The sequence below is a fragment of the Amycolatopsis rhizosphaerae genome, assembly GCF_007713715.1.
Taxonomy (GTDB): domain Bacteria; phylum Actinomycetota; class Actinomycetes; order Mycobacteriales; family Pseudonocardiaceae; genus Amycolatopsis_E; species Amycolatopsis_E rhizosphaerae.
This window is the reverse complement of the sequence record NZ_VJWX01000095.1, coordinates 1-17629: the sequence shown is the minus strand read 5'-3', so window position 1 is coordinate 17629 and position 17629 is coordinate 1. Positions and strand designations below refer to the sequence as shown.

Genomic DNA, 17629 nt, shown 5'->3' with positions numbered 1-17629 from the left:
CCGCACCACCCTCACCCCCTCGCCCAGGACGACGCCCTCGCCCGCATCGTCTACGACAGGACAGCCGCCCTGCTGGGCCTCGAACCCCTCACAGCATAGGACTGCCCGACGGGCACAAGGTGAAGTCGACAACGGATCCTGCTGTCGCTCGATGCACCTAGGGTGAGCGCATGCGGCGACTGAGTCTGTGGATGCGGGCACACCCGATGGCCGGGGACAGCCTGCTCGCCGCGCTGTTGCTGATGGCGGACCTGCTGCTGCTCCTGGTCGACTCGCTGACGCCGCACCCCACGGCCCCACCCTGGTACGTGGCGATCCCGGTCGACCTGGCGATGGCCCTGCCGCTGGTGTTCCGGCGCAGGTACCCGCTCACCGTGGCCTGCGTCGCGCTGGTCGCCGCCACCGTGCACGGCGCGCTGGACCTCGGCGTCGGCAGCCTCGGCGCGGTGATCGCGCTGTACACGCTCCTGGTGTACGTCGGGCGCAGGCAGGCGGCCTACTACCTGGCGGGGCTCGTGCTCACCAGCGCGGGACTGCTCGCCTTCACCCGGACCTCCGGCAGCATCGGCGGGGCGATCATCACCTTGCTGGTCTTCGCGTTCTGCTGGGTGCTCGGCGAGTTCGTCGGCGCCCGGCAGGCCTATCACAAGGAGGTCGAAGCACGGCTGCACCTGCTGGAAACCGAACGGGACCAGGCGAGCCGGATCGCGGTCGCGGAGGAGCGCGGCCGCATCGCCAGGGAACTGCACGACGTGGTCGCGCACGCGGTAAGCGTCATCGTGGTCCAGGCCGACGGTGCGTCCTACGCGGTGCGCTCCGATCCCGATCTCGCGCAGCGCGCGGTGGAGACGATCTCACGCACGGGCCGGGAGGCACTGGCCGAACTGCGGCGCCTGCTGGAAGTGCTCCGCAACAACGAGGACCCCGCGGCCGAACCACGCATCCCCCAGCCGGACGCGGAGTCGATGGAGGAGCTCGTGGACCGGGTGCGGCAGGCCGGTCTCCCGGTACGGCTGGACGTCGAAGGCGGCCTCGGCGGCCTGCCCGCCGGAGTCTCGCTCGGGGTGTACCGCATCGTCCAGGAGTCGCTGACCAACACCCTCAAGCACGCGGGGCGCGGCGCCAGGGCGGAGGTGCGGATCCGCCGTGGTCCGCAGGTCGTGGAGGTCGAGGTGATCGACGACGGTGCGGGGAAGGCGCGGCAGCTGGTGCCGGTCGGAACGGCGCTGCCGGGGGGCAACGGGCTGATCGGGATGCGTGAGCGCGCCCACGTCTACGGCGGCACGCTCGACGTGGGACCGGCTCCGGGCGGTGGCTGGCGGGTGCGCGCCACCCTGCCGGTTAGGTTGGCCTCGTGATCCGTGTTGTCGTGGTCGACGACCAGGAGCTGATGCGGGCCGGGTTCCGGATGGTGCTCGGCGCCCAGCAGGACGTCGACCTGGTCGGTGAGGCCGGTAACGGCGCCGAGGCCGTGGAGCTGGCCGCCACGCTGCGGCCGGACGTGGTGCTGATGGACGTCCGCATGCCGGTGCTCGACGGGGTCGAGGCGACCAGGCGCATCGTCGAATCGGGCAGCTCGCGGGTCCTCGTGATGACGACCTTCGACCTCGACGAATACGTGTACGCGGCGCTGCAGGGCGGGGCCAGTGGCTTCCTGCTCAAGGACATCCCGCCCGCCCAGCTGGTGGCCGCACTGCACGCGGTGGCCAGCGGCGACGCCGTGGTTTCGCCCTCGGTCACCCGCCGCCTGCTCGACCGTTTCGTCAGCGCGGGCGCCGGGCAACTGCGTGACGAGTCGGCACTGACGCCGCTCACCGAACGGGAGCGCGAGGTGCTGGTGCTCATCGCGAAGGGCCTGTCGAACGTCGAAATCGCCGAGACGCTGTTCCTTTCGGAGGCGACGGTGAAGAGCCACGTCGGGCGCATCCTCGCCAAGCTCGGGCTCCGCGACCGCGTCCAGGCCGTCGTCCTCGCCTACGAAACCGGTCTGATCCGCCCCGGCCAGAACGGCACTTTCGCCTGAACCGACCCCGAGCCGGGCCGGGGAAAGGTCAGGGGCGAGTCAGGGACATCACCGATCCCGCCCGTGACGGGCGCAGGGGAAGCTACTACCGCAGTCGGGTGGAAGTTCGGACCACAGGATGACGCGTCGGTGGCGCCTGATCCGAGAAGATGGGCCGACAGGGTTAAGCACAGGCTCTGATCAGGGGAGAAGCCATGATCGAGGCATCCGGCCTCACCAAGAGATACGGCAAGACGCTGGCCGTGAACAACCTGTCCTTCAGCGTGGACGCCGGACAGGTAACCGGTTTCCTCGGCCCCAACGGGGCCGGGAAGTCGACCACCATGCGCATGATCCTCGGGCTGGACACGCCCACCGCGGGCGAGGTCCGCATCGGCGGCAAGCGCTACCAGGACCTGAAGCACCCGCTGCGGACGGTCGGCGCGCTGCTGGACGCCAAGTGGGTGCATCCGAACCGCTCCGCCCGGGCCCACCTGACCTGGATGGCGAAGTCGAACAAGATCCCGGCGCGCCGGGTCGACGAGGTGCTCGAGACCGTGGGCCTGACCGGGGTGGCAGGCAAGCGCGCCGGGAGCTTCTCGCTGGGCATGTCGCAGCGGCTGGGCATCGCCGCGGCCCTGCTCGGCGACCCGGAGGTACTGCTGTTCGACGAACCGGTCAACGGGCTCGACCCGGAGGGGATCCTGTGGATCCGCCGGTTCATGCAGCGGCTGGCCGAGGACGGCCGGACCGTGTTCGTCTCCAGCCACCTGCTCTCGGAGATGGCACTGACCGCGGGCAACCTGGTCGTGATCGGCCGGGGGCAGCTCATCTCGCAGAGCACCACGAAGGAGTTCGTGGCCAGGGCCGCGGAGAACACGGTCAAGGTCCGCAGCCCGCACCTCGACCGGCTGCGCGCCGAGCTCGCGGAGGCCGGGGTCGCCGTCACCGACTCCGACGGCGGCATCCTGGTGTCCGGAATGGACAGTGACAAGATCGGTGAGCTGGCCGCCCAGCACCAGATCGTGCTGCACGAACTCAGCCCGCAGACCGGTTCGCTGGAGCAGGCGTTCATGCAGATCACCGGCGACTCCGTGGAGTACCAGACCGGCCTGCCCACCGGCGCGGCGCTGCTCGAGCCGAGCGCGAACTAGGGGAGACGAAGACCAATGACTCTGCTCGCAGTCGAACGCATCAAGCTGTTCACCACCCGCTCACCGTGGTGGTGCGCCCTGACCACGCTCGTGCTGACCATCGGGTTCGCCGCGCTCGTGGTCGGCAACGCCAACGACGTCGAATTCTCCGCCACCGTCGCCTCCACCCAGTTCGGTTACAGCTTCGGGATGGCGGTGATCATGGTGCTGGCGGCGCTGTCGGTGACCACCGAGTACCGGTTCAACACCATCCGCACCACCTTCCAGGCGGTGCCGGGCCGCACCTCGGCGCTGCTCGCCAAGACCACCGTGGTTGCCGTGCTCGCCCTGGTCATCGGCGAGATCAGCGCCTTCGGTTCCTGGGGCGTCGGCAGGCTGCTCAAGCCGCACGCGCACCTGGCGCTGGACAGCGCCGCGGCCTGGATCAACGTCGCCGGGGTGGGGGTGGTCTACGCGTTCGCCGCGGTGATCGCGGTCGCCGTCGGCATCATGCTGCGGCACAGCGCGGGCGCCATCGCACTGCTGCTGATCTACTCGCTGGCGGTGGAGAGCCTGGTCAAGCTCATCCCGTCGATCGGGCCGGACATCTACCGGTGGATGCCGTTCAACGTCGCGGAGAAGTTCCTCACCGGCAACGGTGCCACCAACGTCGGCCGCGACGTGGCGGCCGGGGCCCCGCTGTCCACCTCCACGCTCGGGCAGGGCTGGGCACTGGCCTACTTCGCGGCCGTCGCGCTGGTGCTGCTCGGCGCGGCGCTCGCGGTCGCGAAGCGGCGGGACGCCTGACGAAAGACCACCACAGGGGAACTCCGGCGAGGGCGTGAATTCGGGGAACGTCGCGCCGGAACAGGGGAGACAGGCCCGGGCCGCCATTCGGGGGGTGGCCCGGGCCCTGTCCTTTCCGCCCTGGGCCGGTGAGTGGTGACCCGGTACGCGGCTCGGCGCGCAACAGGGTTCACTGGAGCAGGCATTTCATGCAGTGGGCCGGGGGAACCGGCCGGGTAACCCTGGGGGTCAGGAGTGAGCCTGCTCGCGGCAGCGCGCGTCAGACTGTTCAGCACGCCCGTGACCTGGTGGGCCGCGGTGCTCGCGGTGGTCGCGTCGGCGGGTCTCGGCGCGGCGCGCCTGATCGTCGAAGGCGACGAACTGCCCGTGACCGTCGGTGGCACCCAGACGGCGGAGACGTTCGGGCGCACGGTGATCCTGGTGATGGCGGTGCTCGCCGCGACCGTGGAGCGCCGACTCGTCCGGCAGGCCTCACCGGGACGGCGGCAGGTGCTGGCCAATGCGATGGTGGTCGGTGGCTGGTCGGCGCTGGTCGGGCTCGCCGCCGGATTCGGCTCGTGGGCGCTGGCCACCGTGGTGGACCCCGAGGTCGACCTCGGCCTGCACACCGCCGCGGACTGGCGCGCGGTACTCGGGCAGTCCGTGCTGTTCGCGCTGACCGCGCTGCTGGGGCTCGGCGTCGGTCTCCTGGTGCGGGCACCGCTTCCTGCGGTCGCGATCGTGCTCGGGTGGACGCAACTGGTCGAGGGCCTGGCCTTCTGGGCTCCCGGGGTCCAGCGGTGGCTGCCATTCTTCGCCGCGAACCAGGTGGCAGGCTGGCACCCCGGGCTGCCGCTGAGCGCGGGCTGGTACGGGCTCTATTTCGCGGCCTTCTGCCTACTCGTATTCACGGCGGGTGTCGTACGCGACAAAAACTGAGGTTTAATCGAAGAAATCCTCACTCGCGTTGGCGGCCTCGGGTTAACAACCCGTAAAGCCTCTGTGGCCGGCCTCACAGGGAGCGGACAACAGGGTCGTTGACCAGCGAAAATAAGGGTAACCACGTCGGGAGACTCCACGGAGGTGACCCTTGACAGTGGATGTCGGACGAGAATTCGGTCTGCCCGTTCCCCCTCCGCGCAACGCCGCGCCGCAGCCCACTCTCGAACCATTGGACGCGCTTCAGTGGTCCCAGGCGCTCGAACTGCCGCGTGACGCGATTTCCGCCACCACGCCTGCCGGGATCCGCCGTGCCTGGATCCACCGCGCGCCGGAGGCCGAGGTGCTCGCACTGTTCCGCAGGATGAGCGAGCGGAACGAGCCGATCCCGGCCCCCTGGTGGCTGCGGGCCCTCGCCGAGGGCAGGCTCGAGTCGCGGGCGGCGGGGTTCCGCATCGAAGACCGCATGGCGCACCTGCTGTCCCGGCGGCCGGGCTGGGAGTTCGTGCCGTGGGTCGCCGACGGCGACTCCGGGTACTGGGAGTTCATGCCGTCCGAGCGCGGCAGATCGGGGCACCACATCCCGACCACGATCCTCAACACCAGCCGCCACACCGGGTGGATCGACGTGCTGCCCGCCCACACCGGGAGCACGCCCGAACCGATCGCGGTGGCCGGCCCGGCCGGGTTGCGGTCCCGGCTGGGGGAGTTCGAGGCGGTGCGCTGACACCCCGGGCGGGTGGTGCCCCCCGAAAGGCGGGCCACCTGCGGTGACCCGGGCCCCCGGCCTCTAACTTGGGAGTCGTGGAAAGCGAGCATCAACCGCGCCTGCGCAGCGTGGTCAGCTATGTGCAGCGCGGCGGCCGGATGACCGTCGGGCAGCAGCGGGCCTGGACGCAGCGGTGGCCGGAACTCGGCCGCCGCGTGTCCGAGCTGCCGCCCGGCCCGATCGACTTCGCCGCCTGGTTCGGCAGGCCCGCCCCGGTCCTGCTGGAGATCGGTTCCGGTATGGGCGAGACGACGGCTCAGCTCGCGGCCGCCGAACCCGAGGTCAACTACGTCGCGGTCGAGGTGTACGAAGCGGGCCTCGGCCAGCTGATGCTGCGGGCCGAGAAGCTGGGCCTGACCAACCTGCGGCTGCTGCACGGCGACGCGGTGATCCTGCTGACCGAGCACATCCCGCCGGATTCCCTGTCGGGTGTCCGGATCTTCTTCCCCGATCCGTGGCCCAAGAAGCGGCACCACAAGCGGAGGCTCGTCCAGCCCGAGTTCGTCCGGCTGGTGGCCTCGCGGCTGGCTCCCGGCGGCATGCTGCACCTGGCGACCGACTGGGCGCACTACGCCGAGCAGATGCTGGAGGTCTGCTCGGCCGAGCCGCTGCTGCGCAACCGCTTCCCCGACTGGGCTCCCCGCCCCAGCTGGCGGCCGGTGACGAAGTTCGAGCAGCGCGCGAACGAAGAGGGGCGGATCAGCCGCGACCTGATCTTCGAGCGCGTGCCGGAGCTGTGAGCACCGGGGCGCCCCCACCCCCGAGGGGGTCGCCCCGGCCGTCTCATTCGTCGCTCAGCGGCTCCGCACGCACCCGGTTGAGCGCCGGGGTGCACACCGACGCGGCCAGCAGGGCCACCCCGATGCCGAGCACCACCGGGGTGCTGGCCCAGGCCGTCACGGCCGCGACCGCGCCCGGCCGCTTGATCTGGATCAGGTGGAACAACCCGAGCCCGACTCCGACGCCCATGCCGCCCGCGCCGACGGTGGCCACCAGCGCGGGGAGTGCGGCCTCTGCCCGCAGTGCCCGGGACAGCACCGGCACCGGGGTCCCCGCCGCGATCAGCGCGCCGAAGGTGCGGCGCCGGTCGAGCACCGAACCCGCGGTCGAGATCGCCGCGCTGCCGCCGGCCAAAGCCCCCGCCACGACGAGCCCGATCACCGTCACCCGCCGCAGGTCCCCGAGCGCGCCGTCCTGTTCGGCCAGGTAGGTGTCGCGGCCGAAGACGCTGTCACCGCCCGCCCCCAGCACCGTGCGCACCACTTCGGGATCGCTTCCCTCGGTGGAGACGGCGACGATCGTCTGCTCCGGCTCCACCCCCGCGGGCAGTACCGCCGGGTCGACGATCCCATTGATCGTGACGTCGGAGTCGAGGGCGTGGAACCCGCCGACCCGCACCCCCTCGGCCAGTGGGACGGGCGCCTCGTGCCCGGCGATCCGGAGGTTCCCCGCCCCGGACGGCAGGTAGACGGCGGGCGTGCCGAGACAGCCCACCTCGACCCGCAGCAGCTGCCCGGCCTGCTCGCACGGGACGACGAGGGCGCGGTAATGGCTGCCACCCCTGGTCAGCGACACCTCGCCGAGCGCGACCGCCCGCGCCCGCTGACCGTACCCCGCCAGCCGGGCATCGACCCTGGACACCAGCGCGGCGGCCTGGTCGTTCTCGGAGTAGGCCAGCAGCACCGGGTCCCGGAAGCTGCCGCCGCCCCCGGACATGCCCTCGAAGCAGGCCATCAGGGTCAGCGCCATGGAACCGACCAGCACCGCGAGCACCACCCCGGCCGAGGCCCGGTACGCCCCGCGGGGATCGTCCAGCAGCCGGCGGCCCGCGAGCAGACCGGAGGGCCTGCGCCAGAGACGCACGAAGATCCGGCCCGCCGCGTAGGTGAGCCAGGGCCCGACCACCAGCACCGAGCCGAGCAGGAGGAACAAGGTCAGCATCACCAGCGGCACTTCGATCTTCTTGCCGCTGACCGCGAAGTAGAAGGCCGCCCCGGTGAGGGGCAGGGCGAGCAGGCGCCAGGCCCGCAGTGGTTTGGGCGTCTGCGCGGAGGCGGCACCGATCGGGTTGCGCATCACGCGGCGCAGGCCGAGCACCGCGGCAAGCACCACGAGCACCGGCATCCCCGCGACGATGGATGCGGTCTCCGCGAGCGGCAACCGGAAATCGCCCGCCAACCAGGTTCCGCCGCCCCACGGCACGAAGGTCGCCAGCCAGCGCAGCACGGGACTGACGGCCAGGCCGAGCAGCGCACCGACCACGGCGGCGATCCCCGTCTCCGCCGCGACGGTCGCGGTGACCTGCCCGGGCGTGGCTCCGGCGAGCCGGAGTGCGGCCAGCCGCCGTTCCCGGCGGGCGGCGATCAGCCGCGACGACGAGCCGACCAGCGCGAGGCTCGGCACCAGCAGCACCACGATCCCCACCCAGGCCAGCAGATTCAGCGACGGATCACCGTCGGTGTGCTCGCTGCCGCGGAAACCGGGCAGCGCCGCTGCTCCGGACGGCATCGAATCGGGCGTGTGCCCGACCACGGCGACCAGTTCGCCGGGGAACGCGAGCGCCTGGTCGGTGAGGGTGCCCACGACCCGGCCGGGGAACCGGTCGGCGAGCTGGGCGGGGGACAGCTTGTGCATCCGCTCCAGCAGGGCGGGTGAGACGAGCACCTCGCCGGGCCGCGGGAACCGCGGCAGTCCCGGGGGCAGCGTGATGGCGGCCGGATCGGTTTTGGCCGCCAGGTCCACCCTGGTCACCGGGTCGCCCTCGGTGAAGTCCTCGCTCTTCGCGAACATCATGGTGGCCGGGGCGGGCGAGCTGTAGGTGGCGGTCCAGACGGTGCGCACGGCCCTGGCCTTGGTCGCCTGCGGCAGGCTCATCAGCAGCAGCACCAGGCCGGTCGCGACGGCCACACCGACGGCGATGAGCAGGGTCGAGACCCGGGTGCGGCGGTCGGCCCGCAACACCCGGAACGCCAACTGCACCGGGTTCATCCGACGGTCACCCCGGTGGTGATCCGCCCGTCGCGGATGGTCACCGCCCGTGGCAGCGACGCGGCGAGCTCACGGTCGTGGGTCACGATGAGCACCGACGCCCCGGCTTCGGTCGCGGCGTCGAGCAGGGCGTTCATGGTGTCCTTGCCGGTGCGGCTGTCCAGCGCGCCGGTCGGCTCGTCGGCGAAGATCACCTTCGGCCGGTGGGTGAGCGCCCTGGCGATCGCCACGCGCTGCGCCTGCCCGCCCGACAGTTCGCCGGGGCGGCTGCCCTCCCGGCCGCCGAGCCCCAGCCTGGCCAGCCATTCCCGCGCCGCCGTCAGCGCCTGCCTGCGTCCCGCCCCGCCGAGCAGCATCGGCAGCGCGACGTTCTCCTCGGCGGTCAGCTCCGCGACCAGCATCCCCTGCTGGAAGACGAACCCGAACTCGCGGCGCCGCAACTCGCTGCGGCGCTTCTCGGAGAACTGGTCGATCCGCTCGTCCCCCAGGCGGATCTCACCCGAATCGGGGCGCAGGATGCCGGCCAGCACGTGCAGCAGGGAGCTCTTGCCCGAACCGGAGGGGCCGACGATCGCGACCGCTTCCCCCGCCGCGATGTCGATGTCCACCCCGGCCAGCGCGTACTGCTCGCCGTACCGCTTCACCAACCCCCGGCCGGACAGGACCCCCCGGCCATTCCACTGTGGATTCATGCCAAGCAGGGTCACAGCCGGGGACCGCCACCCGGCCAAGGTCGGCGGGCGGTGCGGTCCTCTACCGTCGCGGTGTGTCCTTCTCCGATCGCCTGAACTGGGCCTGGCGCCACCTGGGGCTCGAGGGTGCGGTGTTGCTCGCGGCACTGCTGGGCGACCTGTTGATCGTGTTCCCCGCCGCCTTCGACGACATCGGGCCGAAGGGCCGCGATCTCTACCTCCTGCCGGGCATCCTCGCGATGTTCGCCTGCGCGTTGTGGGCGAAGCGACGGCCCGCTGCCGCCGCGTTCACCGCGGCCGCGGTGCTCGTCGGGTCGACCGTGCTCATCCACCTCACCGCCGCCGCCGCCTATTCGACCCTGCTCAACAGCCTGTCGCTGACCGAGACGGTGGCCGGACTCGAACTGGTCATGGCGACCGTGCGCCGCGAACGCCCCGCCTCGGCGTTCACCTCCACCGTCGCACTCACCTTCGCCGCGCTGTTCGCCGTGGTCATGCGCTCGGGCGGGGGGCACTTGACCAGCGGGCTCGTGGGGACCTTCGGCGCGGGCGCGCTGCTCCTGGCCGGTGCGGTGGCCATGGGCATCCGGTTCCGGGGGCCGCAGCGGCAGCGACCGCCGGCCGCCGTCACCAGTCTGGCCCTCGCGCAGTGGCCGCTCATCGGTTTGCTGTGCCTGCCGCTGTTCCTGGAACTCAACCAGACCCTGCACCGCGGGCCGTGGCTCTTCCCGCTCCTGCTGTGCTCCGTCGCGGGCGCGGCGCTCGCGGTGTACGCCGCCCGTTCGCCCGTGCTCGCGGCGGTGCTGATGTCCGTGACGTTCCTGGTCTCCGGGGTCGCCGGAGGGGCGAGCCCGGTCAGCTCCGACCGTTTGTTCTACACGCCCCCGCCGACCCAGGTGCTGGCCGGGATGGCGATCGTGGTGTTCCTGGTCCGCTACACCACGCGAGCCCAGGCCAGTGCGGCCATCGCGCTGATGTCGGTCGCCGTCGGGCTCAGTGTGTTGGAAGCGCCGAGTGTCTCGCTCTCCACGCTGTTCATCGGCGCGCTGCTGTTGCTGGGTATTTCGGTGGCGGTCGGGCTGTACTTCCGGGCTCGGGACTCGGAACGGGCTCGCGCGGTCGAGGCGGCGGTCACCGAGGCACAGACCTCGGAGCGCATGGCACTGGCCAGGGAACTGCACGACGTGGTGGCCCACCACGTCACCGGCATCGTGGTGCAGGCGCAGGCAGCGAAGATGATCGGCGGCCAGAACCCGGCGATGGCGATGGAAGCGCTGGGCCGCATCGAGGAGGCGGGCACGGAGGCGCTGGTCGCGATGCGGCGGCTGGTGGGCAGCATGCGCAGTTCCACCCATACCGCCGAGCAGGCGACCACCGATCTGGAAGCCGATCTGCGCGGGCTCGTCGAGGCGGGACACCACGGCGTGCCGACCGAGGCGGACCTGCGGATCTCGGCGGACGTCCCGCAGGAGGTGGCCCGGTCCGCCCTGCGGCTGGTGCAGGAGTCGCTGACCAACGTGGGCAAGCACGCCCCGAACGCGAGCCGCGTCCACGTGCTCGCCGAGACGGTCGGCGACGAGCTGCACATCCGGGTGGACAACGACGGGTACCGGGTGGACCGTCCGGCGGGCGGTTCGGGAGGCTACGGTCTGGTCGGCATGCGCGAGCGGGTCGAGCTGCTGCACGGCAGGCTCACCGCCGGGCCGGTCGACGGCGGCTGGCTGGTGGAAGCATGGCTGCCACTGCACGGCACGTAGACCGCGTGGATGAGGGGGAGACCGCAGTGATTCGGGTGCTCATCGCCGACGACCAGAGCATGGTGCGGACCGGGTTCCGCATGATCCTCGACTCGCAGGAGGACATCGAGGTGGTCGCCGACGTCCCCGACGGCGTCAGCGCGGTGCAGAAGACGCGGGAACTGCGCCCCGACGTCTGCCTGCTGGACATCCGCATGCCCGGGCTCGACGGGCTGGAGGTGACCCGGCAGCTCGCCGGGCCCACGGTGGCCGATCCGGTGAAGGTGGTCGTGGTGACCACCTTCGACCTCGACGAGTACGTGCACACCGCACTGCGCAACGGCGCCAGCGGTTTCCTCCTCAAGGACGCCGGGCCCGCCCTGCTGATCGAGGCGGTCCGCGCGGCCCACCGCGGTGACGCGCTGGTCTCCCCGCAGATCACGGTGCGCCTGCTCAAGCACTTCAACGGCCGCTCGGCGAAGACCGTGGAAGCGCCGCCGAAGGAGCCGCTGACGGCACGGGAACTCGACGTGGTGCGCGCGGCCGCGCGTGGGCTGACCAACACCGAGATCGGGGCGGAGCTGTACCTGTCGCTGTCCACGGTGAAGACCCACCTGGCCTCGGTCCAGAGCAAGATCGGCGCGCGCAACCGCGTCGAGATCGCCGCCTGGGCCTGGCGCAGCGGACTGCTGGACTAGGTGTTTCCCCGGCGGGGACGCCGGACTCGGGCTCTAGACTGAAGCGATGTCGCGTCGATTCCGTGCTCCGGTCGTCCTGCCCTGCGATCCGGCGTGTTCCGTGCTCCGCGACGCGGTGGTGGACGTCGCCGACGACGGGCGGATCACCTACTGCGGACCGCGCGCCGCGGCCCCGGACTCGGCCGCACCGGTCACCGAGCTGACCGGGATCCTGCTGCCGGGCCTGGTGAACGCACACGCGCACAGCCCGATGACGCTGCTGCGCGGGATGGGGGGCGACCTGCCGCTCGTGCGCTGGCTCAACGAGATCATCTGGCCGCTCGAAGCGAATCTGCGCGCGGAGGACGTGCGGGCGGGCATGGTCCTCGGCTCGCTGGAGATGCTGCGCCACGGCGTCACCACCAGCGCGGAGATGTACTTCCACGCGGAGGAAATGGCCGACGCGGTGCTGAGCACGGGTGCCAGGGCGGTGCTCGGCGGCCCCATCATCGACCTGCCGAACGTCGACTGGCGCGCGATGATCGACGCGGCGGCGCGGTGGATCGACGCCGACGGCCTGCGGTTCGGTCCGGGGGAGAGGATCGAACTGTCCTTCGCCGCGCACTCGGCGTACATGCTGCCGCCGGAGGCGCTGCGCCTGACCGGTGAGGCGGCGCGCGAACGCGGCGCGCTGGTCCAGATCCACGTCGCCGAGGCCGCCGACGAGGACCAGCGGCAGCGGGCGGAACACGGTTCGGTGCCCCGCCTGCTGGACAAGATGGGTCTGCTCGACGGCCGGGTGCTGGCGGCGCACGCGGTGCATCTGTCCGATGAGGACATCGCGCTGTTCGCCGCGCGGGGTGTCGGCGTGGCGCACTGCCCCGGTTCGAACGCCAAGCTGGCGTCGGGTTTCGCCCGGCTCACCGACCTGCGGGCGGCGAAGGTCCCGGTCGGTCTCGGCACCGACGGCCCGGCCAGCAACGACGACCTGGACCTGTGGGAGGAGGTTCAGCTCTCCGCGCTGCTGGCCCGTCTATCCACAAAGGACTCCACGGCGGTGCGTGCGGTGGACGCGCTGCTGATGGCCACCCGGGGCGGCGCCGAGGCGCTGGGCCGCGACGACATCGGCGCGCTGGAACCGGGCCGATGGGCGGACTTCGTGCACATCGACACCGACGACTTCGCCTTCGCCGCCGGACTGGACGTGTCGGACGAGCAGTTGCTGGCGAACCTCGTGTGGGCCTCCGGCTCACGCCGGGTGCGCGACGTGTGGGTCGCGGGCGAAAAGGTCATCGCCGACGGTGAGCCGGTCCGGGTGGAGCGCGCGAAGGCACAGGAAGCCGCCCGCGAGGCCGCCGCCCGCCTGCGGGGCTGAACCGCCGCTCAGTGCGAGCGGGGGCGAAGGATGATCTCGGCGGGATGCGCGTCCGCGGTGGCGGCCACGGCCGAAAGCACCGCGGCGGCCACCGATTCGGGACGCAGGTACTCGCCCGGCGCGTACTCCTTGCCCTCGGCCGCGATCACGGCCTGCTGCATCTCGGTGTCGGTACGGCCGGGGAACACCGACGTCACCCGCAGGCCGTTGCGCTCCTCCTCGGCCCTCAGCGCGTCGGCGAAGGCGCGCGCGGCGAACTTGCTGGCCGCGTAGGCCCCCCACCCCGCGCGTGCGGTGCGGCCGGAACCCGAATTGATCACCACCACATGCCCTCCGGCGGCCCGTAGCGCGGGCAGCAGGAGACGCGTCAACTCCACGACGGCCACCACGTTCACCTCGAACTGGCGCCGCCACGAGTCCGCCTCGGTCCGCTCGACGGTGCCCAGTTCGGCCAGCCCGGCCGAATGCACCAGCACGTCCAGCCGCTCGATCCGGGCGGCCGCCTCCCGCACCGCGTCCGGGTCGGTGAGTTCCACCGGCCACGGTTCGGCCTCGGGCAGTTCCGCCGCCTGACGGGACAGCACTTCGGTGTCCCGGCCGCCGAGCAGCAGCCGGTGGGTGGGGGCGAGGGCGCGCGCGATGGCCGCGCCGATCCCGCGGGAAGCTCCGGTGACGAGCGCGAGTGGCCTTTCCGACATGCCTATACCGTAAAACGACCTTGACTGGCCAGTCGCCGTGGCATGAGATGCGGACATGTCAACGAGGACCACCGCCGAGGGCACGCGCGTGCTCACCAAGGTCGCCGTGCGGATCATGCCGTTCCTGGCGCTGCTCTACTTCGTCAACTACCTCGACCGCGTCAACATCGGTTTCGCCGCACCGAACGGGATGCGCAAGGAACTCGGCCTCACCTCGACCGCCTTCGGGTTCGCCTCGGGGATCTTCTTCCTCGGCTACCTGCTGCTCGAAGTGCCGAGCAACCTGGCGCTGCACCGGTTCGGCGCACGCCGCTGGCTCGCCCGGATCATGATCACCTGGGGCGCGCTGGCCACGGTGATGGCCTTCGTGCCCAACGCGACCACACTGGTGGTCCTGCGGTTCCTGCTCGGGGTGGCCGAGGCCGGGTTCTTCCCCGGCATCATCCTCTACCTGACCTACTGGTTCCCCAAGGCGCAGCGGGCGAAGGCGGTCGCGTTGTTCATGACCGCGGTCCCGGTGTCCTCGGCACTGGGCTCCACGGTGTCGAGCCTGCTCATCGCGCACGGCAACGGCGTGTTCGGCCTGACGGGCTGGCGGTTCATGTTCCTGGTCGAAGGCGTGCCCGCGATGCTGCTCGCCTTCGTGACGTGGTTCTTCCTGACGGACCGGCCGGAAAAGGCGCGCTGGCTGAACGAGGACGAACGCACCTGGCTCGCCGCGGAACTCGACGCGGAGCGCCGCGCGACGGAGGCGGAGTTCCACTGGCCGCTGCGCAAGGCCCTCACCCACCCGCGGATCCTCGCGCTGGCGTTCGTCTACTTCGCCATCGCCTACGGGCTCTACGCGCTGGGCTTCTTCCTGCCGACCATCATCGCCGGGTTCAACCAGCAGTTCGGCACGAAGCTTTCGGTGGTGCAGGCCGGGCTCGTGACCGCGATCCCGTACGTGGTCGCGGCCGTGGTGATGGTGTTCTGGGCGCGGCACGGCGACCGGACCGGGGAACGGAAGTGGCACGTCGTGCTGCCGATGGTGCTCGGCGGGATCGCCATCCCGATCGCGCTGTACCTTGGCAACCCGTACGCGGCGATGGGAGCGGTGACGCTGTGCGCGGTCGGCGTGATCTCCGCGCTGCCCACCTTCTGGGCGCTGCCGTCGAACTTCCTGTCCGGCACCGCGGCGGCGGGCGGAATCGCCCTGATCAACTCGCTGGGCAACATCAGCGGGTTCGCCGCGCCGTACCTCACCGGCTGGCTGGCCGACCTCACCGGCAGCCAGCGCGCCGGGATGTGGGCCGTCGGGATCTGCCTGCTGGCCGGATCCCTGGTCGCGCTCGCACTGGGCGCCCATCCCCGGCGCGAGCGGGAGGTCTGACCAGGGTGGGCCACCGCCGCGGTGGCCCACCCTTCTGTCAGTGGCAGTCGCGCCAAACGGAAACGACGGCCGGACGCGGCATCGCGTTGCCACCGTCCGGCCAGTGGGAGGTCGGGGCGGCCGGAGTGCCGTCCTCACCCGGGTGCTGCACCGCGACCACCACGAAATCACCGGTGACCACCGGGCCGCAGGTCTCGGCCCCCACCGGCACGGTCAGGAACTGCTTGACGTGCCCGCGTTCGGGACCGTCGACCGGGACCGAGAACAGCCCGTCGTTGGAGCCGAGCGCGTTGCCGTCGGTGGCGATCCAGAGGTTGCCGTAGGGATCGAAGGCCAGGTTGTCCGGACAGGAGATCGGGCTGACCTGGTCCTTCGGGAAACCGCCGAAGTAGGTGTCGGCGGTGGAAGGGTCGCCGCAGACCAGCAGCAGCCGCCAGGAGAAGGTGGTCGCGGCCGCGTCGCCGCCCGCCTCCTCCCACTCCAGCACATGCCCGTTCTTGTTGCCGTTGCGGGGATTCACCTCGTCGGCGCCCGCCTTGCCCGCGGCGCCGCGGTCGCTGTTGTTGGTCAGCGCGGCGTAGATGCGGCCGTTGACGGGGTTCGGCTCGATGTCCTCCGGCCGGTCCATCTTCGTCGCGCCCGCCTTGTCCGCGGCGAGCCGCGTGAAGACGCAGACCTCCTCGGCGGTGAAACCGTCCACAAAGGACCTGTTGCCGGCGGCCAGCGGGATCCACTGTCCGGTCCCGTCGAATTCGCCGTCGGCCGGCGGCTTCCCGCTGCCGTCGATCTCGCCCGCCGGGCTGTCCCCGGTGAACTTCGCGACGTAGAGCGTGCCTTCGTCGAGGAGCGCCGAGTTGTGGCGCCGCGCGTGCGCGCTGGTGCCGGGCTTGTACCTGCCCTTGGAGACGAACTTGTAGATGTAGTCGAACCGCTCGTCGTCGCCCGAGTACACCACGACCCGGCCATCCTTGGTGATCTTCACGGTGGCGGCCTCGTGCTTGAACCGGCCGAGCGCGGTGTGCTTGACCGGCGTCGAAGCCGGGTCGTTCGGGTCGATCTCGACCACCCAGCCGAACCGGTTGGGCTCGTTGGGTTCGGCCGCCACGTCCCATCGCCGGTCGAACCGCTCCCACTTGCGGGTGCTCGCGCCCTTGCCCACGCCGTACCGCTTCAGCCGCGCCCGCGCCACCGGGTCGGTGACCTGTTCGGAGTTGGCGAAGTACTGGTGGAAGTTCTCCTCACCGGACAGCACCGTGCCCCACGGGGTCACCCCGCCCGAGCAGTTGTTCTGGGTACCGCGGACCTTCCGGCCCGTCGGGTCCGCCGACGTCCTCAGGTGGACCGAACCCGCGGCCGGTCCGCGCACCTCGAACTCGGTGTCCAGGGTGATGCGGCGGCCGTAGCGGCTCGGCACCACCTCGAGTCCGCCGTCACGCCCCCGCACCACCTGGACCACCGACAACCCGTGCGCCGCCCAGGCGATCTCCACCTGCTCGCGGGTCGGATTCGCCGGGTCGTACCGCCCGGCCGGGAACATCTGGACCTCGGTGGTGTACTCGTGGTTGACCACCATCAGGTAGCGGTCCCGGCCCTGCGGGATCAGCCCGACGAAGTCGTTGTTGTAGCCGAACTGGCGCGCCTGCGCGGCGGCGGACTGCCGCGTCACGTCGAACTCCGGCGCCCCCGGGACGACCGGGTCGCCCCAGCGGATCACCACGTTCTGCCGGTACCCGGGCGGGATCGTCAGCGCGTCGGCCCTGTTGGGCGCCACCGGCCGGAAATCCGTGCCGGGCACCGGCCTCCCGTGCGTCCCGTGCCCGGGCCGTGCGGCGAGGGCGGGCGGCGCGGTGGTCGCCGACAGCGCGGCGAAGCCCCCGGCCGCGGCCGCCATCACGGCCCCCGCCCTGAACACGCCGCGCCGGGACAGCACCCCCCTGGCGACCTCGCCGAAGTACTCGTTGTCCGAGGTGTTCGGTGCCTCATGCGCACAGGCGTTGCCGCAGCGGTACTCGCAGGTCAGCGGGGCTCTACCGCCGGCATGGACGAACAGGGGCAGGATCACCGGGCCTCCATCGCTCGATCAGGGGAAGGAGACCGAAGGTAGGCGAGAAAAACCAGGTAATCCCAAAGATCAGGTAAATAGATCTTAAAGTTCTTCGCCGATCAGCGCGGCTCCGGCGGGCAACCGGTGCGGATCGGCCGAACGCTGCCGCACCGCGAGCAGGCCCGCGGCGAGCACACACAGCACCGCGGCCGCCACGAACGGGGCGCGCGGCGAGCCGAGCCAGCCCGCGACGTGTCCGACCAGCGTCGCGGCCACCGCGCCGCCCAGCCAGCGGCAGAAGTTGTAGCCCGCGCTCGCCACCGGCCTCGGCGCGTCGCCGACCGACATCGCGGTTCCGGTGAAAAGTGTGTTGAGCAGACCCGAAACCAGCCCGGACACGATCACCCCGGTCACCACC

The 17629-nt window shown here is 71.4% G+C and carries 15 protein-coding genes and 1 pseudogene; 11 read left to right on the top strand and 5 right to left on the bottom strand.

Features of this window, described 5'->3' with window-relative positions; all coding sequences use genetic code 11:
• The first annotated feature begins 170 nt into the window (after positions 1-170).
• The 7 genes from FNH05_RS12415 (at position 171) to trmB (ending at position 6369) form a co-directional block, all read left to right on the top strand.
• Positions 171-1358 (top strand): sensor histidine kinase, encoded by a 1188-nt coding sequence (locus FNH05_RS12415; protein WP_425458441.1) that lies wholly within the window; start codon positions 171-173, stop codon positions 1356-1358.
• Positions 1355-2023, top strand: a complete 669-nt coding sequence (locus tag FNH05_RS12410; RefSeq protein WP_144587619.1) for a response regulator — start codon at positions 1355-1357, stop codon at positions 2021-2023. Before FNH05_RS12415 ends, FNH05_RS12410 begins: the two co-directional genes overlap by 4 nt.
• A 194-nt stretch (positions 2024-2217) precedes the next feature.
• Complete coding sequence (locus FNH05_RS12405) at positions 2218-3156, top strand: ABC transporter ATP-binding protein (RefSeq protein WP_144587617.1); 939 nt, start codon at positions 2218-2220, stop codon at positions 3154-3156.
• A 15-nt stretch (positions 3157-3171) separates the two neighbouring features.
• Positions 3172-3942 (top strand): ABC transporter permease, encoded by a 771-nt coding sequence (locus tag FNH05_RS12400; protein WP_144587615.1) that lies wholly within the window; start codon positions 3172-3174, stop codon positions 3940-3942.
• A gap of 234 nt (positions 3943-4176) precedes the next feature.
• A complete protein-coding gene (locus FNH05_RS12395) occupies positions 4177-4860 on the top strand; it encodes a hypothetical protein (protein ID WP_144587613.1) in 684 nt (227 codons plus the stop codon).
• Positions 4861-5017: 157 nt separating this feature from the next.
• Complete coding sequence (locus FNH05_RS12390; protein ID WP_425458440.1) at positions 5018-5587, top strand: hypothetical protein; 570 nt, start codon at positions 5018-5020, stop codon at positions 5585-5587.
• Positions 5588-5664: 77 nt separating this feature from the next.
• Entirely contained in the window at positions 5665-6369 is a 705-nt protein-coding gene (gene trmB / locus FNH05_RS12385) for a tRNA (guanosine(46)-N7)-methyltransferase TrmB (RefSeq protein ID WP_144587609.1), read from the top strand.
• 43 nt (positions 6370-6412) lie between these two features.
• Here trmB and FNH05_RS12380 read toward each other — a convergent pair whose 3' ends face one another.
• Positions 6413-8617: an FtsX-like permease family protein gene (locus tag FNH05_RS12380; RefSeq protein ID WP_144587607.1), complete on the bottom strand. Its 2205-nt coding sequence runs from the start codon at positions 8615-8617 to the stop codon at positions 6413-6415.
• The gene (locus FNH05_RS12375) at positions 8614-9309 is read right to left on the bottom strand and encodes an ABC transporter ATP-binding protein (protein WP_144587605.1); all 696 of its coding nucleotides are present in this window, start codon (positions 9307-9309) and stop codon (positions 8614-8616) included. The genes FNH05_RS12380 and FNH05_RS12375 overlap by 4 nt, the downstream gene beginning before the upstream one ends.
• Before the next feature lie 74 nt (positions 9310-9383).
• Between FNH05_RS12375 and FNH05_RS12370 the strand changes: the two genes are divergently transcribed.
• The 3 genes from FNH05_RS12370 to FNH05_RS12360 are packed head-to-tail and all read left to right on the top strand — an operon-like array spanning position 9384 to position 13097.
• Positions 9384-11066 (top strand): sensor histidine kinase, encoded by a 1683-nt coding sequence (locus FNH05_RS12370; protein WP_144587603.1) that lies wholly within the window; start codon positions 9384-9386, stop codon positions 11064-11066.
• A 26-nt stretch (positions 11067-11092) separates the two neighbouring features.
• On the top strand, positions 11093-11743 hold the full coding sequence (locus FNH05_RS12365; RefSeq protein WP_144587601.1) for a response regulator transcription factor: 651 nt from the start codon (positions 11093-11095) through the stop codon (positions 11741-11743).
• 46 nt (positions 11744-11789) lie between these two features.
• A complete protein-coding gene (locus tag FNH05_RS12360) occupies positions 11790-13097 on the top strand; it encodes an amidohydrolase family protein (protein WP_144587599.1) in 1308 nt (435 codons plus the stop codon).
• An 8-nt stretch (positions 13098-13105) separates the two neighbouring features.
• Here FNH05_RS12360 and FNH05_RS12355 read toward each other — a convergent pair whose 3' ends face one another.
• A complete protein-coding gene (locus tag FNH05_RS12355; RefSeq protein ID WP_144587597.1) occupies positions 13106-13795 on the bottom strand; it encodes an SDR family oxidoreductase in 690 nt (229 codons plus the stop codon).
• A 55-nt stretch (positions 13796-13850) separates the two neighbouring features.
• Between FNH05_RS12355 and FNH05_RS12350 the strand changes: the two genes are divergently transcribed.
• On the top strand, positions 13851-15167 hold the full coding sequence (locus FNH05_RS12350; protein WP_144587595.1) for an MFS transporter: 1317 nt from the start codon (positions 13851-13853) through the stop codon (positions 15165-15167).
• A 37-nt stretch (positions 15168-15204) separates the two neighbouring features.
• Here FNH05_RS12350 and FNH05_RS12345 read toward each other — a convergent pair whose 3' ends face one another.
• Positions 15205-17229, bottom strand: coding sequence for a PhoX family protein (locus FNH05_RS12345; protein WP_144587593.1), 2025 nt, complete (start codon positions 17227-17229; stop codon positions 15205-15207).
• Between the two features lie 84 nt (positions 17230-17313).
• Positions 17314-17629, bottom strand: a pseudogene (locus FNH05_RS12340) (MFS transporter); the annotation flags it as partial.